The following is a 25,549-nucleotide window of genomic DNA, read 5'->3' as shown; positions in this document are numbered from 1 at the left end:
CCTCTTCTGGAACGCCGATGCAGCCCTTGTCCGTCCCGCTCCTGGCCTGTCTGCTGACAGGCGCTCTCGCCCTGCCGGTTGCGGCCATGCCCGAGCTGGTCATCCTCGTGCGCCATGCCGAACGCGCGAGCGAGCCCGCGGGCGACCCTGCCCTGACACCGGCCGGCGAGCAGCGCGCGCAAGCCCTGGCGCAGGCGCTGGTTGGCCTGCGCGTGAACGCCATCCTGACCACGCAGCTGCGGCGCACACGCGACACCGCCGCGCCATTGGCCCAGGCGCTGGGCTTGCAGGTGCAACCGGTCGAAGCCAAGCGCGGCGGCACGGCCGCGCATGTGCAGGCGGTGGCAGACGCGGTGCGGGCGCAGACAGGTGCCGTGCTCGTCGTGGGCCACAGCAACACGGTGACCGCCGTGCTTGCGGCACTGGGCGGGCCGAAGCTGGCGGCGCTGTGCGAGACAAGCTTCCATCACGCCTTCGTGCTGCAACCCGCCGCCGAGCCGCCGCGCTGGGCGCAGTTCAACTATGGCGCGCCGAGCGCCGCGCCGGAGGCGGGCTGCCTGTAGGAGACTGCGCGCTCAATGCAGCATCTGCTCGACCTCGGCCGCCGGGTCGCCCGTCGCGGCGATCTTGGCAGCCAGCAGGTCGAGGTCCAGGTGCAGGTGGACGATGAGCTCGGGCACGGCCACCTTGAGTGCCTGCACCGGTTCGTCGTGGTGCTCGGCCGCGTCGGCCAGCACCTCGGCGACGTGCAGCACGGCGGCGATCAGCGAGAAGGGGCGGATCTCCAGCGGCGCGTTGGCGTCCTTGAAGGCCTCCACCATCGCGTCCGGGAAATGCCAGTGCGCCGCCAGCGAGGCCGTCACGTCGGCATGCGTGCAGCCGAAGCGGTGCTCCTCCAGCGAGAAGCGGCTGCCGGGCTCGGCCGCATGGGTCTCGACGTCGGCCACCAGCTGCGGCGCGTCGGCGGCCATCAGCAGCTGGCCGGTGCGCAGCATCAGGCCAGCGAGGTAGGTGGTATCGGCGGTGGTGGCATCGGCGCCCAGCATGCGGGCCAGGATGCGCGCGTAGTTGGCCGTGGCCACGCTGTGGCGCCAGAAGGTCGCGCGGTCCAGCCCCGGGACCTGCGGGAAGGCGCCGCTCAGGCAGGCTGCCATGGCGAGGTTGCGCAGGGTCTCCAGGCCCAGTGCATGGGCGGCATCGATGACGCTGGCGATCTGGTGCGAGGGGCTGTAGTGGGCCGTGTTGGCCAGGCGCAGCACCTTGGCCGACAGCGCGCCGTCCTTCTCGATCAGCGCGGCGATGTGGCTCAGGCCGACGGCGTCGTCGTCGAAGCTCTTCAGCAGCCGCGTGGCCACCTCCGGCATGATCGGCAAGGCGTTGTGCTTGAGGAAGAAGCGTTCCGCAGCTGCGCTCATCGCGGGCCTCCGGGGGGCGTTTGGATGAACCCAGTCTAGGACGACAGACCGCGCCGCGCCACGGACTTCACCACCCTTAAACGACCAGCAACGCGCGGAAATCGTTGACGTTGGTGAAGCTGGGCCCCGGGGTGAGCAGGTCGCCCAGCGGCGCGAAGAACGCCGCGCTGTCGTGCGCGTCCAGCAGCGCCTGCGGGTTGAGGCCCAGCGCCCGCGCGCGGGCCAGGCTGGTGGGCGTCAGCAGCGCGCCGGCATGCGGGCCGACGCCGTCGATGCCGTCGGTGTCGGCCGCCAGCGCATGCACGCCCGGCTCGCCCTGCAGGGCCAGTGCGCAGCCGAGCAGGAACTCGGTCGCGCGGCCGCCCTGCCCCGTGCGCCGGGCGGCATCGACGGTCACCGTCGTCTCGCCGCCGGACAGGATGACGCAAGGCCTGGCGAATGGCTGGCCATGGCGCGCGACGGCACGGGCCAGCGCGGCATGCATGCCGCCGATGACGCGCGACTCGCCCTCGATCTCGTCGCTGAGGATGTAGGCGGCGACGCCTTGCTCGCGTGCCGCGGCAGCGGCGGCCTCCAGGCTGGCCTGCGGCGTGGCGAGCATGACAAGTTCATGGCCGGCCAGGCGTTCGTCGCCGGGCTTGGGCGTCTCGAAGGCACCGGACGCCAGGCCGGCGCGGGCGGCGTCGGGCAGCTGGATGCGATAGCGCCGGCAGATGGCCAGCGCGTCGGCGCAGGTGCTCGCATCGGCCACCGTCGGGCCGGAGGCGATGACGGCGGGGTCGTCTCCCGGCACGTCGCTGATCGCCAGCGTCAGCACCCGCGCCGGGGCGCAGGCCGCAGCCAGCCGCCCGCCCTTGATGCCCGAGAGGTGCTTGCGCACGCAGTTCATCTCGCCGATGGCCGCGCCGCTGTTCAACAGCGCGCGGTTGACGGCCTGCTTGTCGGCCAGCGTCAGGCCGGGCGCGGGCAGGCTCAGCAACGCCGAGCCGCCGCCGGAGATCAGGCAGATGACGAGGTCGTCGCGCGTGAGGCCGCGGGTCAGCCCGAGCAGCTTCTCGGTCGCGGCAAGGCCATTCGCATCAGGCACGGGATGGGCCGCCTCGACGACCTCCAGCCGGCGCGGCCGCCAGCCCTTGGGCATATGGCCGTAGCGCGTGATGACCAGGCCCGACAGCGGCGCCTCGGCGGGCCAGGCGGCCTCCAGCGCCTGCGCCATCGCGCCGCCGGCCTTGCCGGCGCCGAGCACCAGCGTGCGCCCTTTGGCCGGGTCCGGCGGCGGCGGCAGGTGCGCGGCGAGCACTCGGCCCGGCAACGCGCGCGCGACGGCCACGTCGTAGAGCTGGCGCAACAGCGCGCGCGGGTCGAGCGTCATGGCTTGGCCCAGCGGCCGATCAGCGCGCGTTCGTCTTCGGTCAGGCCCGTCGCGTTGTTCAGCGGCATCGCGCGCTGCACGACGACCTGCTGGTAGACCTGCGCCTTGTGCGCCGTCAGCGCCTCGGCCGAGTCCAGGCGCACGCCCTTTTGCGCCACCTCGCCGGTGTGGCAGGCCAGGCAGCGCTGTGCGGTGATCGCCTGCACCTGTGCCAGCGTGACCGGCGCCGCCGCCGCGGCGGCCGGCTGCGGCGGCGGTGCCATCCAGACGATGAGCGCAGCCAGCAGCGCCAGCGCCAGCGCGACGGCGCCCCAGCTGTTGACGCCCTTGTGGCGCTTGACGAAGAACACGCGGATGGCCACGCCCGCGGCCATCAGCACGCACAGCACCACCCAGTTGTGCGGATGCTGGTAGAGCATGCCGTAGTGGTTGCTCAGCATCGTGATCAGCACGGGCAGGCCGAACCAGGTGTTGTGCACGCTGCGCTGCTTGCCGCGCTGGCCATGGATGGGGTCGGGCTTCTGGCCCGCACGCATCTGCGCGATGACCTTCTTCTGGCCCGGGATGATCCAGTGCGCGACGTTGGCCGCCATCATGGTCGCCAGCGTCGCACCGACGATCAGGAAGGCCGCGCGACCGGCAAAGAGGTGGCAGGCCAGCCAGCTCTCGAAGACGACGAAGGCCGCGACCACCGCCAGCACGCGGCCGTCGTTGCCGATCTGTCCATCGCGCGTGCGCCCCAGCGCCTGGCAGGCGATGTCGTACACCGCCGAGCCGACGACCAGAAAGCCCAGCGCTGCCGCCACCGCCTGCCACGGCGCACCCCAGGCGTACACGCGCGGGTCGATCAACATCTGGCTGGCGTTGGCCAGGTAGAGCACGACGAACAGCGCGAAGCCGCTCATCCATGTCCAGTAGCTCTCCCAATAGAACCAATGGAGGTCCTGGGGGAGATTGCCCGGCGCCACCATGTACTTCTGCGGGTTGTAGAAGCCGCCGCCGTGCACGGCCCACAGCTCGCCGTCCACGCCCTTGGCCTTGAGGTCGCCGGCGGTGGGCTTGACGAGGTGGTTGTCCAGCCAGACGAAGTAGAACGACGCGCCAATCCACGCGATGACGGTGATGACGTGCAGCCAGCGAAGCAGCAGGCTGGCCCAGTCGAGCAGGTAGATGTCCATGAAGCGGCGGTTCTCCGGGCCCCACCACGGCGGGTGCTGTGAGGCCAATGGGTCGCGTCCGCGGGCTGCCAGCGCCCGACACCGCTGCGACGGGTCGCGAGTTTATTCAGCGCAGCGACAAGATCTGTGCCAATGCCGCCACGGCGATGACGCCTGGCTGCTTGCCGGCCACACCGGGCACGCCGATGGGGCAGACAACCTGGTCGCGCTCGCCTTCGGTGAAGCCACGCACCTCCAGCCGCTGGCGGAAGCTCGCCCACTTGGTGCGGCTGCCAATGAGGCCGATGAAGGGCAGGTCGCAGTGGTCGCGCTGGCGCTTCAGGCAGGCGGCGACGATGTCGAAGTCCTCCGCGTGGCTGTGGCTCATGATGAGCACGGCCGACCCGGTCGCGAGGTCGCGCACCGCGTCGGCGGGTGGATCCAGCGCCTCCTGGCGCCAGCCACGGGCGGGCGGGTCAGCGGGGAACTGGTCGGCGCGGCTGTCGATCCAGTGCAGGGCCAGCGGCAGGTCACGCGCGATGCGGGCGATGGCCAGGCCGACGTGGCCGGCGCCGAACAAGGCCAATGGCCGTAGCGCCACGTCGGGCAGGCGGGCGGCCAGGTCTTCATCCGCTGCGATGCGCTCGAAGTGCAGCCACACGACGCCGCCGCAGCATTGCCCCAGGCGGGGGCCGAGTGGATAGCGCACTTCCTCGGCCAGCTCACCGCCTGCCAATGCGGCGCGCGAGCGCGCGATGGCGTCGAACTCCAGATGGCCGCCGCCGACCGTGCCGGTGACGCCACCCGTCGCCACCGCCATCCACGCCCCGACCTCGCGCGGCACGCTGCCGCTCGTGCGGGCGACGGTGACGAGGATGCGCGCTTCAGCTGCCACGATAGGTCGAATAGCTCCAAGGCGACGCCAGCAGCGGCACGTGGTAGTGGCTGTCCGGGTCCGCAATACCGAAGTCCAGCGGCACCTCGTCCAGGAAGGCCGGCTCGGGCAGCGCCTGGCCCAGGGCACGGAAATACGCCGCCACCTCGAAGACGAGGCGGTAGCGGCCGGCCGTCAGCGTGGCACCGTCCAGCAGCGGGCCGTCGGCGCGGCCGTCCCCATTCAGGTGCAGGCTGCGCAGCCATTTGGGGCCTTCCGTGTCGAGGCGGTACAGGCGCACGGCCATGCCGGCGGCCGGGCAACCGTTGGCGGTGTCCAGCACATGTGTTGTCAGCTTGCCCATGGAATCTCCGTCGATTGATGCAAAGTGTAGGGATGAGCAACGTCCGCTATCCCCGCGACCTGGTCGGCTACGGCGAGAACCCGCCCCAGGCGCAATGGCCCGGCGGCGCCCGGGTGGCCGTGCAGTTCGTCCTGAACTACGAGGAAGGCGGCGAGAACTCGGTGCTGCACGGCGATGCCGGCAGCGAGCAGTTCCTGTCGGAGATGTTCAATCCGGCCAGCTATCCGGCGCGTCATCTCAGCATGGAAAGCATCTACGAATACGGCTCGCGCGTGGGCGTGTGGCGGCTGCTGAGAGAGTTCGAGCAGCGTGCGCTGCCGCTGACCGTCTTCGGCGTCGGCATGGCGCTGGAGCGCCACCCCGATGTGACGCAGGCCTTCGTCGAGCTGGACCACGAGATCGCCTCGCACGGCTGGCGCTGGATCCACTACCAGGGCATGGACGAGGACACCGAGCGTGCCCACATGGCGCAGGCGATGGCGTCGCTGAAGCGCCTGACCCTCGGCCGCGACCCACACGGCCTGGGCTGGTACACCGGCCGCGACAGCCCCAACACGCGTCGCCTGGTGGCCGACTTCGGCGGCTTCGAGTACGACAGCGACTGCTACGGCGACGACCTGCCCTTCTGGCTGCAGGTGAAGAAGACCGACGGCAGCCTGGCGCCCCACCTCGTCGTGCCCTACACGCTGGACTGCAACGACATGCGCTTCGCGCTGCCACAGGGCTTCAGCCATGGCGAGCCGTTCTTCGAGTACCTGCGCGACTCGTTCGACGTGCTCTACGCGGAGGGCGCCGAGTCGCCCAAGATGATGAGCATCGGCATGCACTGCCGGCTGCTCGGCCGCCCGGGGCGCCTGCGCGCGCTGCAGAAGTTCCTCGACCACATCGAGGCGCACGACCGCGTGTGGGTCTGCCGGCGGCTGGACATCGCGCGGCACTGGAAGACCGTCCACCCCTTTGATGCCAAGACGGCCTTCGTCTGGGAATGATGAAACTCGATGACCTCAACGACGCCGCCGCGGCCGACTTCGTCGCGCTGCTGGACGGCACCTATGAACATTCGCCGTGGATCGCCGAACGCGCCGCGGCGGCCAGGCCCTTCAAGTCGCTGGCCGCGCTGAAGGTGGCGCTGGCACGCGTCGTGCGGGAGGCCGGCATCGACGAGCAACTCGGCCTGATCCGCGCCCACCCCGAGTTGGCCGGCAAGGCCGCCGTCGCGGGCGAGCTGACGGCGGAGTCGACGAACGAGCAGCAGAAGGCGGGGCTGACCGCCTGCACGCCCGAAGAATTCGCCAAGCTGCAAAAGCTCAACGCCGACTACAACGCGCGCTTCGGCTGGCCCTTCATCCTCGCGGTGCGCGGCCCGCGGGGCACCGGCTTCACGCGCGCCGAGATCATCGCCACCTTCGAGCGCCGGCTGCGCGCCCACCCGGACGTGGAGCGGGCCGAATGCCTGCGCCAGATCCACCGCATCGCCGAGATCCGCCTGAACGACAAGTTCGGTGTCAGGCCGGAGCTGGGCGAGCAACTTTGGGACTGGGCCGCCGCGCTGGCCGCGCACAGCGAGACGGAAGGCTTCCTGACCTGCACCTACGCCACGCCCACGCACACGGCCGTGGCCGAGCAGCTGATGGCCTGGATGCGCGACTGCGGCTTCGACGAGGTCCGCCGCGACGCGGTGGGCAATGTGGTGGGCGTCTACAACGGCACCGGTGATATCTCCACACAACAGCGCCTGCTGACCGGCAGCCACTACGACACCGTGCGCCGCGCCGGCCGCTTCGACGGGCGGCTGGGCATCTTCGTGCCCATGCTGGTCGTGCGCGAACTGCACCGCGCCGGTCGGCGCCTGCCCTTCGGCCTGGAGGTCGTCGGCTTCTCCGAGGAAGAGGGCCAGCGCTTCCCGGCCGATTTCCTCGGCTCCAGCGCACTGGTCGGCGCCTTCCAGCCGGCCTGGCTGGAAGGCGCCGACGCGGCGGGCATCATGCTGCGCGACGCGATGCAGGCCGCCGGGCTGCCGGGCACGATGGAGAGCATCCAGTCCATCAAGCGTGACCCGTCGCGCTACCTCGGTTTCGTCGAAGTCCACATCGAGCAAGGCCCCGTGCTCGACAGCCTGGACCTGCCGCTGGGCATCGTCACCAGCATCAACGGCAGCCGCCGCTACACCGGCGAGATCGTCGGCCTGGCCAGCCATGCCGGCACCACGCCCATGGGCCAGCGCCGCGACGCCGCCGCGGGCGTGGCGGAGCTGATCCTGTTCACCGAACAACGCGCCGCCGCCGTGCCCGACGTCGTCGGCACGGTCGGCATGCTGGAGGTGCCATCCGGCTCCATCAACGTCATCCCCGGCCGCTGCCGCTTCAGCCTGGACCTGCGCGCAACGACCGACGAAGCACGCGACGCACTGGACGCCGATGTGCGCGCCAAGTTGGAAGAGATCTGCCAGCGCCGCGGCCTGAGCTTCACACTGCAACCCACGCTGGCCGCCAATGCCGCGCCGAGCGATCCCGCCTGGCAGGCGCGCTGGGAGGCTGCGGTCACCGAACTGGGCCTGCCCCTGCACCGCCTGCCCTCCGGCGCGGGGCACGATGCGATGAAGCTGCACGAGTTGCTGCCGCAGGCCATGCTGTTCGTGCGCGGCGGCAATGGCGGCATCAGCCACAACCCGCTGGAGTCGGTGACGGTGGATGACGCGGAGCTGGCGGTCAAAACGTTCTGCTTGCTTTGTCAAAACACCGCTGACCTAAGCTAGAGGCGCCTAATGAACCAGCAATTGCGTCTGAGGTTCGCCTCCACGAATGCGCTGGAGGAAACGCTAGATGGCAGCGAAGAGGCATTCGCGAGATATTTTTTTGCGGTTTACCACTGCAAACCCGATGAATCACCGGACCTCAACACGCGTCGCGAAGAACTTCGGCGTCTCCATCCCGAACTGGCGATCGAGGTTGGAAAGCGTTTCGTTCTATCAGGAGAGGCTGCGTTCCAAGCGGTGGGCAGCTATCTCAACGCTCTCGCGTTCGCAGAGACGCTTTCGGAGGACTACCGGGCCTACTTCAAACAACGACTCGAAGAAGTTGCTGCGCTCCATCGCAAAGCACAAGCTTTGCATGAACCGATCCACTTGACCGAGGGCCAGCTATCCCACGACGCTCGGCTTGAATTCATGGCATGCATCGCACTTTCCAACGGCCAGATCATTGCTGACTTCACATCGACCAACTGAGCATGAATTCAACCGACACCTGGATCACCAGCCACTTCGACGACGAAGTCCGCTTCCTGCAAGCCCTCGTCCGCATCCCCACCGACACCCCGCCCGGCAACAACGCGCCGCATGCGGACCGCATGGCCGAGCTGCTGGCTGAACTGGGCTTCGAGGTCGAGAAGCACGCCGTGCCCGCACCCGCGGTCAAGAAGGCCGGCATGCAGTCCGTCACCAACCTGATCGTGCGCCACCGCTTCAGCAGCTACGGCCCGACCATCGCGCTGAACGCCCACGGCGACGTGGTGCCGCCGGGTGAAGGCTGGACGCATGACCCCTATGGCGCCGAGATCGTCGATGGCAAGCTGTATGGCCGCGCGGCCGCCGTCAGCAAGAGCGACTTCGCGACCTACACCTTCGCGCTGCTGGCACTGAAGCACTCGGGCCTGCCACTGAAGGGTGCCGTGGAGCTGCACTTCACCTACGACGAGGAGTTCGGCGGCGAGCTGGGCCCCGGCTGGCTGCTCAAGCAGGGCCTGACCAAGCCCGACTTCCTGATCGCCGCGGGCTTCAGCTACCAGGTCGTCACCGCGCACAACGGCTGCCTGCAGATGGAGGTGACGCTGCATGGCCTGGCCTCGCATGCGGCCTACCCCAGCACCGGCATCGACGCGCTGCAGGCCGCCAACAAGCTGTTGACGGCGCTGTACGCGCACAACGACGTGCTGAAGACGCGGCTGTCCGAGGTGCCGGGCATCACGCATCCCTATCTCAACGTGGGCCGCATCGAAGGCGGCAGCAACACCAATGTCGTGCCCGGCAAGGTGGTGCTGAAGCTGGACCGCCGCATGATCCCCGAGGAGAACCCGGCCGCCGTCGAGGCCGAGGTGCGCGCGCTGATCGAGGCCGCCGTCGCGCAGAGCCCCGGCGTGAAGCTGGAGATCAAGCGCCTGCTGCTCGCCCATGCCATGAAGCCGCTGCCCGGCGCCGCGCCGCTGATCGCCGCGCTGCAGAAGCATGGCGAGGCGGTGTTCGGCGAGCCCATCCCGACCTCGGGCACGCCGCTGTACACCGACGTGCGCCTGTACACGGCGCACGGCATCCCGGCCGCCATCTACGGCGCCGGGCCGCGCACGGTGCTGGAGAGTAATGCCAAGCGCGCCGACGAGCACCTGGTGCTGGACGACCTCCGGCGCGCGACGCAAGTCGTCGCACGCACCTTGGCCGAACTGCTAGCGCGCTGAACGCAGCACTTGCTGGCGCTCGGCCAGCTCCGTCGCGCCGAAGGGGCTCCAGCCCGGCTTGTCGGCATAGATGCGATACAGCGCCGCGAGGTTGGCGCGCAGCATCGCGTCTTCCGGCGCCAGCGCCAGCCCGCCGAGCAGGCCTCGGCCCAGGCGCTGGGCGGTGTCCGGCCCGGCCGGCACGCCGCTGAGCGCCGACACCGCCGCCAGATTGGCCGCGGCGGCCGAGGCAGGCAGCCTCTCGCGGGCCGCGGCGAACAGCGCGGCCGCCGCCGCACGGTCGCCGCGCGCCCAGGCCAGGTGGCCGCGCAGCGCGGCGGCCAGGCCCCAGGCCGCGGGTGCCGCCTCCAGCGGCACGGCCGCCTCATAGCGCGCCAGCCCGGCCTCGACATCGCGCGCCATGCGCACCCGCTCGGCCTCGCTCATGCCCCCCACCTGCAGCCGCAGCCAGCCGGCCACGGCCTCGGCGTAGTCCAGTTCGGGCAGCCAGCGCGAGAGCGACCAGTCGGGCACCTCGTCGCCGCTGCGCGCCTTCACCCAGCCCTGCGGCAGCCCCGCCCGCATCGGCGCCAGCTTGAGCCAGTCGCCGCGCTGCTCGGTCACCGAGTAGGGAAAGCTCTGGCGCGGCGAGCTGCCGATCTCCACGCCCGGCGAATCCGCATACGGCGCCGCGCGCACGCGCAGCGCGTTGCGGCTGGCGGCGTCGATGCGGGCCAGATCGTCGAGCCGGATGCGCCGCGGCGCGAAGGCCAGCGCCTGCATCGGCAGGCCGGCCTTCAGCTCGGCGCCGCCCCAGGTCAGCGCCAGCGTCTCGGGCATCAGGCCGGCCTCGCCCTGGCGGGAGAAGCGCAGATAGGTCTGCACGAAGAGTTCGCCGTCCTGCTCGAACAGCCGGCCCCACAGGGCCAGCACCGCCTGGCCGCGCGCCAGCCTGCCAGCGCTCTCGCCGCCGCGGCTGACACGGGCCAGCACCTCGTCCACATCGCACACGCCGCCCGGCTCGGCCACCAGGTCCACGGCGCCCACCGAGCCCAGCGGCAACATGCCCATCAGCAGCTGCAGGTGCGCCAGCGACGAGGCCTGCCGGCTGGCGGCCTGCAGCGCCGCCGAGCCGCCGTCGGCCCGCCAGGGCAGCACCAGCGCGTTGACGGCCGCGCCGCGGAAGACGACGGGGTCGGAGCAGGGCCGGTTGAACATCGCGGCCCGCGCGGGCGCCATGAGCGCAGTAAGCGCGGTGAGCGCCAGGGCCAGCAGGAGCGTCAGCAGACGGCGCAGCATCATTCGCCTCCCGCGCAGGGTTGGGCCGGCTGCTGCAGGCGCAGCAGGCCGGCCTTGGGGTAGGCCGGGTCGGCCAGGGCCTCGCGCAGCGTGCGCGTGGCGCTGGCCAGCACATGGGCGTGCAGGGATGTCAGCTCGGCCTTGCTGCGGCCGGTCAGCCCGCGCTTGAGCATGGCGCCCAGCAGCCCGTGGGCGCGGCAGAGGTTGGCGTGCGCCGGCTCGTAGGCGCGTTCGCGCAGCAGCTTCAGCCCCAGGCTGGTGGCGATGAAGGCGTCCAGGTCCAGCGGGCGGGAGACGAGCTGCACGGCGTCCTGCGTCGGCGCGGCGCCCGCCTCCGGGTAGCGCAGGCGCTGCAGGCCGGCCGGCACCGTCTCGCGCTGGTCGGCCGCGAAGCGCAGCGGCACCAGCAGGTAGTTGATCTGCGCGCTCAGCGCCGGCGGCGTGCCGTCGCGTTCGACGACGCCCCAGACCTCCAGCAGCACGCGCTGGTCGTTGAGCTGCTCGACGACCTCGGCGCTGAACTCGCTGCCATCCAGCGCCGGCGCGCGCTTGAGGCAGGCGCGGAAGGCCACCGGCGCGGCACCCGGGTTGATCCAGCGTTCGTCGCGCTCCTGGTCGAGCTGGAACTGCAGCTTGTTCAGGAAGCGCTCGACGGCCGCACGGTCGGGCAGCGCGCCGCCGCTGGGTTCGCTGAGCAGCACGGTGAACCCGCTCGACGCCGGCGCGCAGTTGACGACGGCGGCCTGCGTGCTCGCGGCAAGCAGCAGCAGGGCCGGCAGGCAGGATCGCAGCATGGATCACTCCAGGTTGGTGATGGCCTCGTCCACGGCCTGCTTCAGGCGCGGATAGGCCTCGGCCGGCGCGGCCACTTCATCGCGAAGGCGCTGGCCCAGCTCGGCGGGCTTGCCGGCCACGGCGGCGTCCACGAAGTCGCGGTAGCGGCGCAGCTGCGGCAGCGCCTTGCGGCAGCCGTTGTCGCCGATCAGGCCCAGCAGCTCGCGGTGAGCGCCGATGTCGTAGTGCCGGTTGCGTTTGAGCAGCAGCGGCGGCAGCACGCGGCACAAGGTCTGCGGCTCGCGCACGGCCATGGCTTCCAGGCCCCACACCGCCGCCAGCGCATGCAGGCCGGGCCGGCGCAGCTCCATCAGCAGGGCCGGCAGCGCCGGCTCGCCAAACGACGCCAGCACGACCGCGCTGTTGCGGAGTTTGTCGAGGTCCTCCTCCTCGGTGAGCTTCTGCAGCAGGCCCAGCATCTCCTTCGTGTAGCTGAGGTCGAGCTGGCGCTGCTTGATGGCGAGGTCCACCGAGTCCTTGATCCAGAAGCCCAGCACGAGGACGACGACGCTGGCGATCAGCTTGGGCGCCTCCGCACCCATCCAGCCGAGCATGCGGGCTGGCAGCGACTTCGGCGGCGCGGCGGCTTCCATGGCGCGCAGTGTCTGCCTGCGCCTGGCCCGCCGGCAACCCCAAAGGAGAGAACGTCGCGCCGCAGCGCCGCTTGACCTGCGACAAGCGCGCGCAGGGGGTGCCGCCTAAACTTCCGCCCATGCCACGCCTCACCCACGCCCGCGCGCGCCGCCAATCCTGGTGGCTGCTGGCGGTATTCGTGCTGGCGCTGCTGGCGCCGGGCCTCAGTGCGGCGCTGGCGCATGCGCGCGGTGACATCGGCGGCTGGCAGGACGTCTGCCGCGCGCCGTCGGTCGGCGTCAGCAAGCCCAAGCCGGTCGAGGCCGCCCTGGACCTGCTGGCCCAGGGCCATTGCCCGGCCTGCCACCACGGCAGTGCTGACCCGGCGGCACCGCCGCCGGCCGGGCTGCTGCCGCTGCTGCGCAGCGACCTCGCCTTCAGCGCCCCCGAGCGCTTCTGGAGCGCACCGCGCACCGCCCATGCCTGGGTGAGCGCGCCGGCCCGCGCGCCGCCCGCCCTGCACTGAGCCCCTGCCCGCCCGCCGGCGTGAACGCACGCCTGGCGCCGCCGTGCCTTCGCACGCCCGCTCAGTCTGAAGCGATTCCCATGATCCGATGCCACCCGCTCGCTGCGGCCGCCGCACTCTGCGCCGCCGCTTTCTCCGCCCACGCCTGCGACGAATGCGACCCCGAATTGCACGAGGCGCTCGCCGCCGCGCCGGCCGCCTCGCGCACCAAGCTCGCCCTGGTGCGCGTGCAGGGCGCCTCGCCCAGCTCGCTGCCCAGCAACATCCCCACCACGCGCGAGACGGTGATGCGTGAAGACATCGAGCGCAGCGTCAACGCGACCGACTCGGAAGACGCGCTGAAGTACCTGCCCAGCCTGCTGGTGCGCAAGCGCTACATCGGCGACTACAACCACGCCATCCTGTCCAGCCGCGCCTCGGGCACCGGCAACAGCGCGCGTTCGGCCGTCTATGCCGACGGCATCCTGCTGTCCAACTACCTGGGCAACGGCGTCGGCGGCCTGAGCTTCCCGCCGCGCTGGGGGCTGGTGACGCCGGAGGAGATCGCGCGCGTGGACGTCATGTACGGCCCGTTCTCCGCCGCCTACCCGGGCAATTCGGCCGGCGCCGTGGTCGACTACGTGACGCGCATGCCGAGCCGGTTCGAGGCCCACGCCAAGCTGGCCTACGTGTCGCAACCCTTCGAGCTCTACGGCACGAAGGCGACCTACCGCGCCTGGCAGGCCAGCGCGTCCGTGGGCGACCGCGCCGGTGACCTGAGCTGGTGGGTCAACCTGAACCGCACCGACAGCGACGGCCAGCCGCTGACCTTTGCCAACCGGCTGGCCAGTGCAGGTACCGCAGCCGCCCAGGGCACGCCGGTGACGGGCGCCGTCCTGGTGCCCAACAGCAGCGGCCAGCCCTGGTACCTGCTCGGCGCCGGCACGCAGTACGGCACCCGCCAGGACCACCTCAAGCTGAAGCTGGCGTACGACGTCGGCGCCACGCTGCGGGCCAGTTACGTGATGGGCCTGTGGCGCAACGACGCGGACGGCAACTCTGAAAGCTACCTGCGCAACGCGGCGGGCGACACCATCACCAGCGGCGCCATCGTCATCGACGGCAAGCCCTATGCGGCGCTGACCGGCGCCGACTTCGCGCTGACGCGCGAGAAGCTGCTGCACGTGATGCACGGCGTGTCGATCAAGAGCCGCGGCGGCGGCGAATGGGACTGGGAAGCCGCCGCAAGCCTGTACGACTACCGCACCGACGACAAGCGCCAGAACGCCGTCACCAACACGCAGCCTGCAGCCCGCACCGGTGGCGCCGGCACGCTGGCCGATGGCAGCGGCACGGGCTGGCACACGCTGGCGCTGAAGGGCATCTGGCGGCCCGCCGGCACCGCGCATGTGGTGGACCTCGGCGTGCAGCAGGACAGCTACAAGCTCAGCCACGCCACGTCCAGCATCGTCGGCAACTACCTGGCCGACGGCGCCAGCGCGCTGACCTCCAACGTGAGCGGCCGCACGCGGCTGCAAAGCGCCTACGCGCAGGACGCCTGGCTGCCGGCGGACGACTGGAAGGCGGTGCTGGGCGTGCGCGCCGAGCACTGGCAGGCGCGCGACGGCCGCACCGACTTCTCCGCCGCCGCCGGCCGGGCCTACGCGGCGCGCAGCGCGACCTTCCTGTCGCCCAAGGCGGCGCTGTCGTGGCAGGCCACGCCGGAGACGGTCATCAAGGCCTCGCTGGGCCGCGCGGTACGCATGCCCACGGTGGCGGAGCTGTACGGCGCCACGTCGACGACCAATGCCCAATACATCAACGATCCTGACCTGAAGCCCGAGACATCCTGGACGGCCGAGCTGAGCGCCGAGACGACGCTGGGTGCCCTCCAGTCGCGCCTGACCCTGTTCGCCGAGACGACGCGGGACTCGCTGTATTCGCAGACCGCCTTCGACGCCGCCGCCAACCGCAACATCACCCGCGTGCAGAACATCGACAGGATCGGCACCACCGGCCTGGAGGCCACGCTCGCCGCGACCGACTGGCTGGTCCAGGGGCTGGACCTGTCCGCCAGCGCCACCTACACCGACTCCAGGATCAAGGCCAACCGCGGCTTCGTCGCGACGGCCGGTGACACGCTCGGCAGGTGGCAGCCCAACATCCCGCGCTGGCGCGCCACCGCGCTGGCCACATGGCGCCTGGACACGCACTGGAGCGCCAGCCTCGCCGCCCGCTACAGCGGCCGCCAGTACCGCACGCTGAACAATGCCGACGTGAACGGCTTTGCCTACATGGGTGTCAGCCGGTACGCGACGGCCGACCTGCGCGTGCTGTGGAAGATCGACCGCCAGTGGAGCGCCGCGTTCGGCATCGACAACCTGAACAACGCCAAGTACTGGAACTTCCACCCCTACCCGCAGCGCAGCTATTGCGCCGAGCTGAAGTTCGATCTCTGAGGACCCGAGCCATGAAAACCACCCTCGCCACCCTGCTGTGCGCCCTCGCCGGCGCTGCCCACGCCCACATCACGCTCGAGCAGCCCGAGGCTGCGGCCGGCAGCAGCTACCGCGCCACCTTCAAGGTCGGCCACGGCTGCGAAGGCGGCGCGCCGACGAAGGAGATCGTCGTCACGCTGCCCGAGGGCCTGCGCGGCGCCAAGCCCATGCCCAAGCCAGGCTGGACCATGACGACGAAGCGCCGCGCCTTGAAGACGCCTTATGACAGCCATGGCAAGCCCGTCACCGACGAATTGGCCGAGGTGCGCTGGACGGCCGACGGCGAGGCCCACTTCCTTCAGGACGCCTGGTACGACGAGTTCGTGCTGCGCGCCACGCTGCCGGCGGACGCTGTAGAGCTGTGGTTCCCGGTGCGGCAGGTCTGCACGCAGGGCGAATGGCACTGGGCGGAGCTGCCGACCGCCGCCAACCCCAGGCCGCGCGCCCCGGCGGTGCGGCTGAAGCTGGTGCCGGCGGGCGCGCCGGCGCACGCGCACTGAGGTCCTGAAGCGGAATTAGCGCCCCTCAGCCCCGGTTGATCGCGGCATTGTTCCGGGGGGTCAGCGCCGATGATTCATCCCGTCACCAGTGCACGGCCCCCGGCAACGTTGCGGCCCCTGGCGAGGCGGTACGCGAGCCGCCCGCGACCCTGAGAAGCACGAAAGTTCCGGCCCGCAAGCGTCACCCCCGTGTCGCCCGCGGAGCCGCCTGCGCTGTGATGCACGCCGCAGCCCCACGCGCACCGCAAGGTGCCAGTCCCGGGCGGCGTGAAGCGCTCTTGCGCCCCGACGGCCCTGCCGTCCGGGGCGTTTTGTTTTCAGTTTTTTGCCTTGACATGGCGTGTGACCAGCCCGTCCCAGGCCTCCCGCATCGTCGCGGTGATGACCTGCTTCGCATCCGGGTCGCCCTGCAGCAGCGCCTTCAGGTAATGCCCGGCCTGCCGAAGGTCCAGATGCGGCGGCAGCGGCGGCACGTTGGGGTCGGCCATCACCTCCAGCAGCACGGGCCGGTCGGCCGCCAGGGCCTGCGCCCAGGCGCCGGCGACCTGCTCCGGCCGGTCCACCCGCAGCCCCTGCAGGCCGAGCAGGCGTGCGTACTCGGCGAAGGGGAAGGCCGGCAGGTCCTGCGAGGCGCTGAACTTCGGGTCGCCTTCGGACACGCGCTGCTCCCAGGTGACCATGTTGAGGTCGCCGTTGTTCAACACCATCACCACCAGCCGCGGGTCGGCCCAGCGCTTCCAGTGGTGGGCGATGGTGATCAGGCCGTTGATGCCCAGCATCTGCATCGCGCCGTCGCCCACCAGTGCGATCACCGGGCGGCCGGGGTGGCACATCTTGGCGGCGATCGCGTAGGGCACGGCGTTGCCCATGGTGGCCAGGCCGCCCGAGAGCGAGCCCATCATGCCGCGCCGCGCCTTGACGTCGCGCGCATACCAGGCGGCGCTGGTGCCGGAATCGACGGTCAGGATGGCGTTGTCCGGCAGCTGCGGCGACAGCTCCCAGAACACCCGCTGCGGGTTGACGGGCGACGCCTCGTTCATCGCCCGCTTTTCCAGCACGGCCCACCAGTCGCGCACGCTGGCCTCGATGCGGTCGCGCCAGCTTCGGTCCGCCTTGCGCTCGAGCAGCGGCAGCAGTGCCTGCAGCGTGCGCCGGCTGTCGCCCACGACGTTGAGCTCCATCGGGTAGCGCAGCGACACCTTGCGGCCATCCAGGTCGATCTGCACGCCCCGCGCCTGGCCTTCCTTCGGGAGGAACTCCGAGTAGGGAAAGCTGGAGCCCACCATCAGCAAGGTGTCGCAGCCGCTCATCAGCTCCCAGCTGGGCACGGTGCCCAGCAGGCCGATGGCGCCGGTCACCCAGGGCAGGTCGTCGGGCACCGCGAACTTGCCGAGCAAGGCCTTGGCGACGCCCGCACCGAGCACGTCGGCCACGGCGATCAGCTCGTCGGTGGCGTGCAGCGCCCCGGCGCCCGCGAGGATGGCCACGCGCTGGCCGGCGTTGAGCACAGCGGCCGCAGCACGCAGGCTTTCGGCGTCGGGCACCAGCGGCGGGTAGGTCGTGCCGATGCCGGAATGCACCGTGCCGTGCTCACGCGGCGGTTGCTCGACGGCGTCCATGTCCTGCAGGTCGTTGGGGACGATGACACAGGTCACGCAGCGCTGGTCGCGCGCGATGCGCATCGCGCGGTCCACCAGGTGGCGAACCTGCGCCGGCACCATGGCCACCTGCACGTATTCGTGGGCCACGTCCTTGAACAGGCTCAGCAGGTCCACCTCCTGCTGGTAGTCGCCCCCCAGCGCCGAGCGGGCCTGCTGGCCCACGATAGCCACCACCGGCTGGTGGTCGGCCTTGGCGTCGTACAGGCCGTTGAGCAGGTGGATGGCGCCCGGCCCCGAGGTGGCCAGGCACACGCCCACCTCGCCGGTGAACTTGGCATGCGCGGTGGCCATGAAGGCCGCCAGCTCCTCGTGGCGGGCCTGCACGAATTCCATCTGGTCGCCCATGCGGTTGAAGGCGCCCATCAGCCCGTTGATGCCGTCGCCCGGATAGCCGTAGATGCGGCGGACGCCCCACTCATGCAGCCGCTGCAGCAGCTGGTCGCTCACGGTCTTGCTCATGCCTGTTCCTGACGTTGCACAGGCGGCCAACGCGGCAAGCCGCGCGCCCGGGCGGCGGGCGTCAGGCCAGCAACTGCTCCAGCCGCTGCTCCCGCAGCCCGTAAAACCGCTTGATCTCGGCGACCTGCGCCAGCAGCTCGGGCCGGCGCGCGGCCAGCGCCTCGGCGGCGGCGCCCTGCGCCTTCACGGCCAGGATCATCTTGTTCTTGCTGGTGTGCTCCAGCGCGATGAACTCGAACACCTGCGTGCGGTAGCCCTGGCTCTCCAGCAGCAGGGCGCGCAGCGAGTCGGTCACCATCTCGGCCTCCTGGCCCAGGTGGATGCCATGCTGCAGCATCGGCCGCAGCACCGCCGGCAGCGTCATCTGCGGGCGCAGTTCCTTGTGGCAGCAGGGCGAACTCATGATCACCCTGGCGCCCGACTGCAGGCCGACGTGCAGCGCATGGTCGGTCGCGATGTCGCAGGCATGCAGCGCGATCATCACGTCCAGCGGCTGCACGGCCTGCGTGCGCACGTCCCCCTGGTCGAAGCGCAGGCCGGCGAGGTTCTCGCCTTCGACGATGGCCGTGCAGAGCTTGACCATGTCGTCGCGCAGCTCGATGCCGGTGACGCGCGGCTGCAGGCCGTGCGACTGCAGCCAGTCGTGCACGGCAAAGGTCAGGTAGCCCTTGCCGGAGCCGAAATCGGCCACGCGCACGGGGCCCCGCAGGCCGGCTTCCTCGACGGCCGAGGACAGGATCTCGACGAAGCGGTTGATCTGCTTCCACTTTCGCGCCATGGCCGGCACCAGCGCCGGCTCGCCCTTGACGAGGTGGGTCAGGCCCAGCGCCGACCAGACCGGGTGGGCGATGTCCAGCGGTCGCTGCTTGGCCTTGTCGTGCGCGCCCGGTGCCGGCGCCTCGGCGCCATCGATGCGCGTCGCCCGCAGCGTCTCGCGGCCCTTGCGGCTGACGGCGAACTGCACCTCCTCCGTCGCGGTGTGCAGGTGGGCGTTGCGAAAGCGCGCGCCCAGCAGCGCGGCGATCTCGGCCAGGCCGGCCTCGGGCGCGTGGTTCTTGGTGACGTCCTTGGTGCGGTGCCGCCAAAGGAAGCTCAGCGCCGGCTCGCCACGCAGCTCGATGGCGCGCACGGTCAGGCGTTCGACGTCGTCCTCGTCGCCCACCGGGCCGGACAGCAGCAGCTTGCCGAACTGCCCGCCGGCGAGGGCCAGCCGCACCAGATGGACAAAGCGCTCGTGGGCCGGGGCCGTGGCGGCGGGAGGTTGGGTGATCAGGCGGGTGAACATCGACCGGGATTGTCGCGGCCCGCCCGCCGCGTCATTACAAAGCCTTCCGCTGACTGTCTGGCCATCCCGCACCCCCGTGGCGCGGGGATGCGTCGCACAAGCGGCATCCCTAGAGTCACCCCCTAGTTTGAAGCCCGTCCGGGCTCAACATAACTTCAAGGGGGGCCCGAACGATGTCCAAGTCCATTCGCCTGCTGGCAGCCGCTGTAATGACTGCCCTGGCCGCCACGTCCGCACACGCGGATTTCAGCTATTCGACGCAGGGCGTGGACTTCACGTACCACGGCGTGGATGCGAACACCTTCACGCTGCGCATCCAGAACGCCCTGGACGCCACCGGCAACTGGGCGCCCGCCACCCACCTGGGCTACCTGGGCTTCAAGGGCCTGGGCAACCTGAGCACGCTGACCGGCGTGCAGGTGACGGTGAACCCCGCGCCCGCCAGCAGCATCCAGTGGCTCTACACGGCCGGTGAAGTGACCGGCAATGGCTGCAATGCCAACGCGAACTCGCAGTCGATCTGCCTGGACGCGACACCCGACCTGCCGCTGAGCAACGACCTGTTGTTCACGATCGACCTGCTCGGCAACGGCATCAACATCGGCAGCGTCACGGCGCCGCAGCTGAAGGCCAGCTTCACCGTCTGGCAGGAGGCCACTCGCAACAAGCCGGCCAGCTTCGTCGGCACCGGCGACCTGCTCGCCCAGACGCTGGCCAGCACCGCGGCTGCCAACAAGCTGCCCGAGCCGGCTTCGCTGGCACTCGCCGGCCTCGCGCTGGCCGGCCTGGCCCTCGCCCGCCGCCGCATCCGCGCCTGACCCGGCGCCGCATCGCGGCGATCAAGGCCCCGACTGCCACCCGGCAGCGGGGCCTTGTGCATTGCCCTTCAGAGTTCAGCGGCTCAGGCGTGCGTGACGTGGCCACGCGTGTCGGCGGTGTCCAGGTGCGGCAGCGTGTTGAACGTGACGAGGTGGTGCCGCTTGGGGTTGAAGGCGAACTCGGTGACGGCCGAGTTGCGCAGCCGCAGGTTCAACTCGACGCAGGTCTCGGCCGGCGCGCCCAGCACCTGGGCCACCGCCGTCGAAATCGGCCCACCGCTGGACACGATGAGCGCCTGCTTGCCGACGCCCAGCGCCAGCACGCGGGCCAGCGCATCGGCCACGCCGGCGGCAAAGTCCGCATGCGCCGGCATGCCCACCGGCGCGGTCTCGCCGCGCATCCAGGCCAGCAGGCCCTGGCGCAGCAGGCGGAAGTGCTGCTTGACGGTCTCGGGGTCGGTCGGTGCACTGAGCGGCCCGGGATGGATGGCACGCACCACCGCCTCGCTGTCGTATTCGTTCAGGCCCGCCAGCGCGACCGCAGGCAGGTCCTCGCCGTAGCCCTCGGCGATGCCGGCCAGCGACTGCGCATGCCGGCGCAGCGTGCCGGTGAAGACGGCGTCGAAGCGCTGGCCGCGCTCGCGCCAGTAGGCACCGAGGTGGCGGCACTGTTCATGGCCCCTGGCGCTGAGCTGGTCGTAGTCGGCCGCGCCGAAGCTGGCCTGGCCGTGGCGGACGAGGTAGAGGCTTCCCATGCGTGCATGATGGCCCGCGGGCGGGGCCGCGCCTGTCGCGACAATGACGCCATGTCACGCCTCCGACAAGCCACCCGCGACGACACCGCCGAACTCTGGCGCGTGCGCTACGCCGTCACCGAGAACCGGCTGACGCCGGGGCGCATCCCGGACGCCGAGCTGCATGCCCACCTGGAGGACCACGGCCGCGGCTGGGTCGTCGAGCTGGCACCCGGGCGCATCGCGGGCTTTGCCATCGGCGATGCCCGCGACGGCCACATCTGGGCCATGTTCGTGGACCCGCCGCTGCACGGCCAGGGCTACGGCCGCCAGCTGCACGACGTGATGGTCGCCTGGCTGTTCGCCCAGGGCCATGACCGGCTGAACCTCGGAACCCAGCCGGGTTCCCGCGCCGAGGCGTTCTACCGCCGCGCCGGCTGGCAGCCGGCGGGCGACGGCCTGGACACCCACGGCGACAAACGCTTTGAACTGCACCGCAAGGATTGGAAACCCCATGCTTGAAACCCATGAGATCGAGACCGGCCCCCAACCGCGCACGACGCTGATCGTGCTGCACGGCCTGGGCGCCGACGGCTTCGACTTCGTGCCCATCTGCGGCGAGCTGCGCCTGCAGACGCTGGGCGCGATCCGCTACGTGTTCCCGCATGCGCCGACGCGGCCGGTGACGATCAACAACGGCTATGTGATGCGCGCCTGGTACGACATCCTGGTCACCGACCTGGTGCGCCGGGAGGACGAGGCCGGCCTGCGCGAATCGCAGGCGCAGATCGCCGAACTCATCGACCGCGAACGCGAGCGCGGCGTGCCGGCGGAGCGCATCGTGCTCCTCGGCTTCTCGCAAGGCTGCGCGATGGCGCTGATGACCGCCCTGCGCTACCCGCACCGCCTGGGCGGCGTGGTGGGGCTGTCGGGCTACGTGCCGCTGGCCGCCACGACCGCCGCCGAACGGTCGGACGCCAATGCCGACCTGCCCATCTTCCTGGCCCATGGCACGCAGGACCCCATCGTCGCCCCGGCGCGCGGCATGGCCAGCCGCGACGCGCTGCGCGCGCTGGGCCACGAGGTCGAGTGGCACGACTACCCGATGCCGCATTCGGTCTGCGCCGAGGAGATCGAAGACCTCAATGCCTGGCTGCTGAAACAACTGGGCTGAATTCCGGCCGCTCTTCCGCGCGCCGGCCCGCCAGGCGCCGGGCGATGATCGATGCGTCATGGAGCGCCTGGCCGAACAGATCGTTGACTGGCACAACCGCCACCCGCTTGCACGCCGCATCACCGCGGACAGCGTGCACACCATCGGCGTGGTCGCCCTGCCCTTCGTGCGCGCGACCGCGCAGGCCGGCGGCTTCGTCGAGCCGGTGCTCACCGACGCGGTCAGCGCCTTCGATGCACTGGCCGGCACGCCGCCCGTCTCGCGCTGGGCCGTCTGGTCGCAACGGCTGAAGGACCTGCCCCGGCTGCTGAGCCGCCGCCCGCGGACGCAGTGGCGGGCTTTCAACGAGAAATTCCTGCCCGGCCTGAGCCCGGCGCGCATCGAGCAGTTCGCGCTGGCGCATGGCTTTGCCGAGCCGCCCGCCGCGCCGGAATCGCGCCCGTGGCGCGTCATCGTCATCGACGAGCGGCGCGCCAACGCGCACAGCGGCTGGCCGTTCGAGCTCTATCTGATGAGTGCCGGCATCGACGTGGGCGAGAGCCGCACCCGCGTGCTGGCGGGCCGCGGCATCCCGTCGCAGATCATTGGCCGCCGGCTGTGGGACCCGAAACGCGTCGGCATCGCGGCAGGCACGCTGGCGGTGCTGGTCGCCGTGGCAGCGTGGCTGCTTTGGCCGCAGCGGGCGGCGGAGCCGGTGGCGCCACCCGTGCCGGTGGCGGCCTCCGCACCGATCGAAGTGCCGCAGCCCGCCTCGGCGGCCGTGCCCGTACCGGCTTCTCAGCCCGAGGCCGCCGCCGCGCCGGTCCCGGCGGCGTCGCTGCCGGAGCCAGGCGATGCCGCCTCCAGCGAGCCGCCGCCCGACATCCGCCCGCGCCTCGTCCAGCGTGCCGACGGCAAGGTGCTGCCGCCGATGCTGGGTGGCAAGGCGCCCGAGAAAGCCACCGAGAAACCTGCCGAAAAGGCGGCCGAGAAGCCCCCGGATACAGCAGCCGAGAAGAAGGCGGCCGACGGGGTTGCCGACAAAGCTTCCGCCGCGGTGTCCGCCAAGGCCGAGCCCGCCGATCCGCGGCTGGCGCGCCTGGCCCAGGCGCCGGGCGCGGTGGCCGTCGCGCTGGTCGGCCCGCCGGGCAGCAAGGCGGAGGCCGAGGCGCTGCTGAAGAAGATGCAGGCCGGCCTGGCCGGCGTGCACAGCAACCCGCAGGCGCTGCAGGCCGACGTCATCCAGACGCCCGAGGGCTGGCGCGCGACGATCTGGCCGTTCCCGAGCCGTGAGCAGGCGCAGCTGGTCAACGCGACGCTGGTGGCCCGCGGGCTCAAGACCAAGGCGGTGAACTTCTAGCAGCGCGAGGCGCGTGAGCGCCTCTGTGCGGCTACTTCACTTCCAGCTTCATCGTGTTGGCGATGAAAGCCAGGATGTCGCTGCGCTCCTCGATGATCTTGGAGGTGGGCTTGCCGGCACCATGGCCCGCGTTGGTCTCGATGCGGATCAGCTTGGGGGCCGGGCCGGTGTCGGCGGCTTGCAGCGCGGCGGCGTACTTGAAGCTGTGCGCCGGCACGACGCGGTCGTCATGGTCGGCCGTGGTGACCATGATGGCCGGGTACTTGGCACCGCTGCGGATGTTGTGCAGCGGCGAGTAGGCGTACAGCGCCTTGAACATCTCGGCGTTGTCGCTGCTGGTGCCGTAGTCGGTGGCCCAGGCCCAGCCGATGGTGAAGTTCTGGTAGCGCAGCATGTCCATCACACCGACCTGCGGCACGGCGGCTGCGAACAGGTCGGGCCGCTGGTTGGCGACGGCGCCGACCAGCAGGCCGCCATTGGAGCCGCCATTGACGGCGAGCGTCTGCGGACTGGCCACCTTGTTCTTCACCAGCCATTCGCCGGCGGCGATGAAGTCGTCGAAGACGTTCTGCTTGCGCAACTTGGTGCCCGCTTCATGCCAGGCCGAGCCGTACTCGCCGCCGCCGCGAATGGACGCGATGACGTAGACACCGCCCATCTTCAGCCAGCTGGCGGCCGTGACGCCGTAGGTGGGCGTGATGGGGATGTTGAAGCCGCCGTAGCCGTACAGCAGCGTCGGGTTGGCGCCGTCCAGCTTCAGGCCCTTCTTGGCGGCGATGAAGATGGGGAAGCGCGTGCCGTCCTTGCTCGTGACGAACTCGCGGCGGGTCTCGTAGTCGTCGGCGTTGAAGGCGGTCTTGGGCTTCTTGAACAGCTCGATCTTGCCGGTCTTGACGTCGTAGCGGTGGATCTCGGACGGTGTCGTGAGGCTGGTGTAGCTGAAGAACGTCTCGGTGTCGCTCCAGCGGCCGCCGAAGCCGCTGGCGGTGCCGACGCCCGGCAGCTTCACTTCCGACAGGCGCTTGCCGCCGGCGCCATGCACGCGCACCAGCGTCGCGGCATCGTTCAGGTAGCTCAGCAGGAAGCGTCCGCCGACCCCGGAGGCGGCGGTCATCGCGTCGGGGCCTTCGGCCACCAGCGTCTTCCAGCCGGCGGGCGCCGGGTTCTTCAGGTCGATGGCGACCAGCTTGCCACGCGGCGCGTCCTTGTCGGTCTTGACGACGAGCTTGCCCCCGGTCACGGCGACGGGGCTGTACATGGCGTCGAAGTCCAGCGTGATGGGCTGGGGCTTGCCGCCGGCGAAGGCGCCCTTGGGCAGCGGCAGCACCATCAAGCCGTTCTTGCTGCCGGCGCTCTTCCAGACGTTGATGAGCAGCAGTTGGCCGTCGTCCGACACCTCGGCGCCGAAGCCCCATTCCTTGTCGTCGCGGTTCTCGGTGACGAGCACGTCGTCGGCCTGGGGCGTGCCGAGGCGGTGGTAGTAGAGCTTCTGGAAGTAGTTGGCACCGGTCAGCTTGGCGCCTTCCTTGGGTGCGTCATAGCGTGAGTAGAAGAAGCCCTTGCCGTCGGCCGTCCAGGCGGCGCCGCTGAACTTGACCCAGTCGATCTTGTCCTCCAGGTCCTGGCCGGTGGCGAGGTCGCGCACCTTCCAGACCTGCCAGTCCGAGCCGGCGCCGGCGGTGCCGTAGGCCAGCAGCTTGCCGTCGCGCGAGGGCACCAGGCCGGACAAGGCCACCGTGCCGTCCTTGGACAGCAGGTTGGGGTCGAGTGCCACCACCGGGGTGTCTTTCAGCGACTTGGCGGTGTAGATGACGTTCTGCTGCTGCAGGCCATCGTTGCGGCTCCAGAAGTAGCGGCCGCCTTCGGTGAAGGGGATGCCGTAGCGCTCGAAGTTGTAGAGCTCGGTGTAGATGCGGCGCGCCGGCAGGCGCTGCGGCATGGCTTCGAGGAACTTGTCGGTGACCTGGTTCTGCGCCGTCACCCAGGCCTTGGTCTCGGCGCTGTTGTCGTCCTCCAGCCAGCGGTAGGGGTCGGCGATGGCGGTGTCGTGGTAGGCGTCGATCTGGTCGGCCTTGCGCGTGACGGGGTAGGTCAGCGACTGGGCGTGTGCGCTTGTGGCGACGACGGCAGCGAGGGTGATGGCAGACAGGGTGAGCTTCATCGAGCGGTGTCCGTGATTCGTGGAGCCGCGGATTGTCCGTGCGCCCGCTCGGGGGCGCCGATGGTCATGCGATGAAGCCCTGACAGCAATAACCCGCAG

General features: G+C 70.7%; 24 protein-coding genes. 12 read left to right on the top strand and 12 right to left on the bottom strand.

Going from position 1 to position 25,549, the window contains the following annotated elements; translation table 11 throughout:
* The first annotated feature begins 26 nt into the window (after positions 1-26).
* Positions 27-563: a histidine phosphatase family protein gene (locus tag ASD35_RS10970; RefSeq protein WP_162254446.1), complete on the top strand. Its 537-nt coding sequence runs from the start codon at positions 27-29 to the stop codon at positions 561-563.
* A 12-nt stretch (positions 564-575) separates the two neighbouring features.
* Here the strand turns inward: ASD35_RS10970 and ASD35_RS10965 are convergent, their stop codons facing one another.
* The 5 genes from ASD35_RS10965 to uraH form a co-directional block, all read right to left on the bottom strand.
* On the bottom strand, positions 576-1,415 hold the full coding sequence (locus tag ASD35_RS10965) for an HDOD domain-containing protein (protein ID WP_056874960.1): 840 nt from the start codon (positions 1,413-1,415) through the stop codon (positions 576-578).
* 76 nt (positions 1,416-1,491) lie between these two features.
* On the bottom strand, positions 1,492-2,787 hold the full coding sequence (locus ASD35_RS10960) for a glycerate kinase (RefSeq protein ID WP_056874959.1): 1,296 nt from the start codon (positions 2,785-2,787) through the stop codon (positions 1,492-1,494).
* On the bottom strand, positions 2,784-3,965 hold the full coding sequence (locus tag ASD35_RS10955) for a urate hydroxylase PuuD (RefSeq protein ID WP_056874958.1): 1,182 nt from the start codon (positions 3,963-3,965) through the stop codon (positions 2,784-2,786). Before ASD35_RS10955 ends, ASD35_RS10960 begins: the two co-directional genes overlap by 4 nt.
* 106 nt (positions 3,966-4,071) lie before the next feature.
* Positions 4,072-4,839 (bottom strand): xanthine dehydrogenase accessory protein XdhC, encoded by a 768-nt coding sequence (xdhC, locus tag ASD35_RS10950; RefSeq protein WP_369819201.1) that lies wholly within the window; start codon positions 4,837-4,839, stop codon positions 4,072-4,074.
* Positions 4,829-5,182 (bottom strand): hydroxyisourate hydrolase, encoded by a 354-nt coding sequence (uraH, locus tag ASD35_RS10945; protein ID WP_056874957.1) that lies wholly within the window; start codon positions 5,180-5,182, stop codon positions 4,829-4,831. Before uraH ends, xdhC begins: the two co-directional genes overlap by 11 nt.
* A gap of 32 nt (positions 5,183-5,214) precedes the next feature.
* Between uraH and puuE the strand changes: the two genes are divergently transcribed.
* Genes puuE through ASD35_RS10930 form a run of 4 tightly spaced genes read left to right on the top strand, consistent with a single transcriptional unit; the run spans position 5,215 to position 9,631 of the window.
* Positions 5,215-6,171: an allantoinase PuuE gene (gene puuE, locus ASD35_RS10940; protein ID WP_056874956.1), complete on the top strand. Its 957-nt coding sequence runs from the start codon at positions 5,215-5,217 to the stop codon at positions 6,169-6,171.
* Positions 6,168-7,937, top strand: coding sequence for a 2-oxo-4-hydroxy-4-carboxy-5-ureidoimidazoline decarboxylase (gene uraD, locus ASD35_RS10935; protein WP_056874955.1), 1,770 nt, complete (start codon positions 6,168-6,170; stop codon positions 7,935-7,937). Before puuE ends, uraD begins: the two co-directional genes overlap by 4 nt.
* A 9-nt stretch (positions 7,938-7,946) precedes the next feature.
* Positions 7,947-8,408, top strand: a complete 462-nt coding sequence (locus ASD35_RS27125; RefSeq protein ID WP_157275492.1) for a hypothetical protein — start codon at positions 7,947-7,949, stop codon at positions 8,406-8,408.
* A gap of 2 nt (positions 8,409-8,410) precedes the next feature.
* The gene (locus ASD35_RS10930) at positions 8,411-9,631 is read left to right on the top strand and encodes an ArgE/DapE family deacylase (protein WP_056874954.1); all 1,221 of its coding nucleotides are present in this window, start codon (positions 8,411-8,413) and stop codon (positions 9,629-9,631) included.
* Here ASD35_RS10930 and ASD35_RS10925 read toward each other — a convergent pair.
* From ASD35_RS10925 to ASD35_RS10915, 3 genes are read right to left on the bottom strand one after another with little or no spacing between them, the layout of a single operon-like run.
* Entirely contained in the window at positions 9,620-10,909 is a 1,290-nt protein-coding gene (locus ASD35_RS10925) for a hypothetical protein (protein ID WP_157275491.1), read from the bottom strand. The genes ASD35_RS10930 and ASD35_RS10925 overlap by 12 nt on opposite strands.
* On the bottom strand, positions 10,909-11,703 hold the full coding sequence (locus tag ASD35_RS10920) for a hypothetical protein (protein ID WP_056874952.1): 795 nt from the start codon (positions 11,701-11,703) through the stop codon (positions 10,909-10,911). The genes ASD35_RS10925 and ASD35_RS10920 overlap by 1 nt, the downstream gene beginning before the upstream one ends.
* 3 nt (positions 11,704-11,706) lie before the next feature.
* The gene (locus ASD35_RS10915) at positions 11,707-12,336 is read right to left on the bottom strand and encodes a hypothetical protein (RefSeq protein ID WP_056874951.1); all 630 of its coding nucleotides are present in this window, start codon (positions 12,334-12,336) and stop codon (positions 11,707-11,709) included.
* A gap of 119 nt (positions 12,337-12,455) precedes the next feature.
* Between ASD35_RS10915 and ASD35_RS10910 the strand changes: the two genes are divergently transcribed.
* The 3 genes from ASD35_RS10910 (at position 12,456) to ASD35_RS10900 (ending at position 15,819) form a co-directional block, all read left to right on the top strand.
* Positions 12,456-12,842, top strand: a complete 387-nt coding sequence (locus ASD35_RS10910; RefSeq protein WP_056874950.1) for a DUF2946 family protein — start codon at positions 12,456-12,458, stop codon at positions 12,840-12,842.
* 80 nt (positions 12,843-12,922) lie between these two features.
* On the top strand, positions 12,923-15,280 hold the full coding sequence (locus ASD35_RS10905; protein WP_082580077.1) for a TonB-dependent receptor: 2,358 nt from the start codon (positions 12,923-12,925) through the stop codon (positions 15,278-15,280).
* An 11-nt stretch (positions 15,281-15,291) separates the two neighbouring features.
* Positions 15,292-15,819 (top strand): YcnI family protein, encoded by a 528-nt coding sequence (locus ASD35_RS10900; protein ID WP_056874949.1) that lies wholly within the window; start codon positions 15,292-15,294, stop codon positions 15,817-15,819.
* A gap of 317 nt (positions 15,820-16,136) precedes the next feature.
* On the opposite strand, the gene ASD35_RS10895 is transcribed toward ASD35_RS10900, so the two are convergent.
* Positions 16,137-17,939, bottom strand: coding sequence for a thiamine pyrophosphate-requiring protein (locus ASD35_RS10895; RefSeq protein WP_056874948.1), 1,803 nt, complete (start codon positions 17,937-17,939; stop codon positions 16,137-16,139).
* 61 nt (positions 17,940-18,000) lie between these two features.
* On the bottom strand, positions 18,001-19,224 hold the full coding sequence (locus ASD35_RS10890; RefSeq protein WP_056874947.1) for an SAM-dependent methyltransferase: 1,224 nt from the start codon (positions 19,222-19,224) through the stop codon (positions 18,001-18,003).
* 209 nt (positions 19,225-19,433) lie between these two features.
* Here ASD35_RS10890 and ASD35_RS10885 point away from each other — a divergent pair, with 209 nt between their 5' ends.
* A complete protein-coding gene (locus ASD35_RS10885; RefSeq protein ID WP_056874946.1) occupies positions 19,434-20,042 on the top strand; it encodes a PEP-CTERM sorting domain-containing protein in 609 nt (202 codons plus the stop codon).
* 83 nt (positions 20,043-20,125) lie between these two features.
* Here the strand turns inward: ASD35_RS10885 and ASD35_RS10880 are convergent, their stop codons facing one another.
* A complete protein-coding gene (locus tag ASD35_RS10880) occupies positions 20,126-20,797 on the bottom strand; it encodes a histidine phosphatase family protein (RefSeq protein WP_056874945.1) in 672 nt (223 codons plus the stop codon).
* A gap of 51 nt (positions 20,798-20,848) precedes the next feature.
* On the opposite strand from ASD35_RS10880, the gene ASD35_RS10875 reads away from it, so the two are divergent.
* From ASD35_RS10875 to ASD35_RS10865, 3 genes are read left to right on the top strand one after another with little or no spacing between them, the layout of a single operon-like run.
* Entirely contained in the window at positions 20,849-21,298 is a 450-nt protein-coding gene (locus tag ASD35_RS10875; RefSeq protein WP_056874944.1) for an N-acetyltransferase, read from the top strand.
* Positions 21,291-21,950, top strand: coding sequence for an alpha/beta hydrolase (locus tag ASD35_RS10870; protein WP_056874943.1), 660 nt, complete (start codon positions 21,291-21,293; stop codon positions 21,948-21,950). Before ASD35_RS10875 ends, ASD35_RS10870 begins: the two co-directional genes overlap by 8 nt.
* Before the next feature lie 58 nt (positions 21,951-22,008).
* Positions 22,009-23,289, top strand: coding sequence for a hypothetical protein (locus ASD35_RS10865; protein WP_056874942.1), 1,281 nt, complete (start codon positions 22,009-22,011; stop codon positions 23,287-23,289).
* A gap of 31 nt (positions 23,290-23,320) precedes the next feature.
* Here the strand turns inward: ASD35_RS10865 and ASD35_RS10860 are convergent, their stop codons facing one another.
* Positions 23,321-25,450 carry a prolyl oligopeptidase family protein gene (locus tag ASD35_RS10860; protein ID WP_056874941.1) on the bottom strand — a complete coding sequence of 710 codons (2,130 nt, stop codon included), beginning with the start codon at positions 25,448-25,450 and terminating at the stop codon, positions 23,321-23,323.
* Positions 25,451-25,549 lie beyond the last annotated feature (99 nt).

It is taken from the genome of Pelomonas sp. Root1444 (assembly GCF_001426885.1).
Lineage (GTDB): Bacteria > Pseudomonadota > Gammaproteobacteria > Burkholderiales > Burkholderiaceae_C > Pelomonas.
Note: the sequence above shows the minus strand (reverse complement) of the source record. Positions and strands in the feature narration are given on the sequence as shown.

Bases quoted from the DNA above. Each gene is read 5' to 3' on its own strand.
- ASD35_RS10885 (WP_056874946.1), top strand. From the start codon at position 19,434: ATGACTGCCCTGGCCGCCACGTCCGCACACGCGGATTTCAGCTATTCG.
- ASD35_RS10900 (WP_056874949.1), top strand. From the start codon at position 15,292: ATGAAAACCACCCTCGCCACCCTGCTGTGCGCCCTCGCCGGCGCTGCC.
- puuE (WP_056874956.1), top strand. From the start codon at position 5,215: ATGAGCAACGTCCGCTATCCCCGCGACCTGGTCGGCTACGGCGAGAAC.
- ASD35_RS10915 (WP_056874951.1), bottom strand. From the start codon at position 12,336: ATGGAAGCCGCCGCGCCGCCGAAGTCGCTGCCAGCCCGCATGCTCGGC.
- ASD35_RS10875 (WP_056874944.1), top strand. From the start codon at position 20,849: ATGTCACGCCTCCGACAAGCCACCCGCGACGACACCGCCGAACTCTGG.
- ASD35_RS10910 (WP_056874950.1), top strand. From the start codon at position 12,456: ATGCCACGCCTCACCCACGCCCGCGCGCGCCGCCAATCCTGGTGGCTG.
- ASD35_RS10880 (WP_056874945.1), bottom strand. From the start codon at position 20,797: ATGGGAAGCCTCTACCTCGTCCGCCACGGCCAGGCCAGCTTCGGCGCG.
- ASD35_RS10860 (WP_056874941.1), bottom strand. From the start codon at position 25,450: ATGAAGCTCACCCTGTCTGCCATCACCCTCGCTGCCGTCGTCGCCACA.
- ASD35_RS10870 (WP_056874943.1), top strand. From the start codon at position 21,291: ATGCTTGAAACCCATGAGATCGAGACCGGCCCCCAACCGCGCACGACG.
- uraD (WP_056874955.1), top strand. From the start codon at position 6,168: ATGATGAAACTCGATGACCTCAACGACGCCGCCGCGGCCGACTTCGTC.
- ASD35_RS10895 (WP_056874948.1), bottom strand. From the start codon at position 17,939: ATGAGCAAGACCGTGAGCGACCAGCTGCTGCAGCGGCTGCATGAGTGG.
- ASD35_RS10965 (WP_056874960.1), bottom strand. From the start codon at position 1,415: ATGAGCGCAGCTGCGGAACGCTTCTTCCTCAAGCACAACGCCTTGCCG.
- ASD35_RS10905 (WP_082580077.1), top strand. From the start codon at position 12,923: ATGATCCGATGCCACCCGCTCGCTGCGGCCGCCGCACTCTGCGCCGCC.
- ASD35_RS10920 (WP_056874952.1), bottom strand. From the start codon at position 11,703: ATGCTGCGATCCTGCCTGCCGGCCCTGCTGCTGCTTGCCGCGAGCACG.
- uraH (WP_056874957.1), bottom strand. From the start codon at position 5,182: ATGGGCAAGCTGACAACACATGTGCTGGACACCGCCAACGGTTGCCCG.
- ASD35_RS10960 (WP_056874959.1), bottom strand. From the start codon at position 2,787: ATGACGCTCGACCCGCGCGCGCTGTTGCGCCAGCTCTACGACGTGGCC.
- ASD35_RS10865 (WP_056874942.1), top strand. From the start codon at position 22,009: ATGGAGCGCCTGGCCGAACAGATCGTTGACTGGCACAACCGCCACCCG.
- ASD35_RS27125 (WP_157275492.1), top strand. From the start codon at position 7,947: ATGAACCAGCAATTGCGTCTGAGGTTCGCCTCCACGAATGCGCTGGAG.
- ASD35_RS10890 (WP_056874947.1), bottom strand. From the start codon at position 19,224: ATGTTCACCCGCCTGATCACCCAACCTCCCGCCGCCACGGCCCCGGCC.
- ASD35_RS10955 (WP_056874958.1), bottom strand. From the start codon at position 3,965: ATGGACATCTACCTGCTCGACTGGGCCAGCCTGCTGCTTCGCTGGCTG.
- ASD35_RS10925 (WP_157275491.1), bottom strand. From the start codon at position 10,909: ATGCTGCGCCGTCTGCTGACGCTCCTGCTGGCCCTGGCGCTCACCGCG.
- ASD35_RS10930 (WP_056874954.1), top strand. From the start codon at position 8,411: ATGAATTCAACCGACACCTGGATCACCAGCCACTTCGACGACGAAGTC.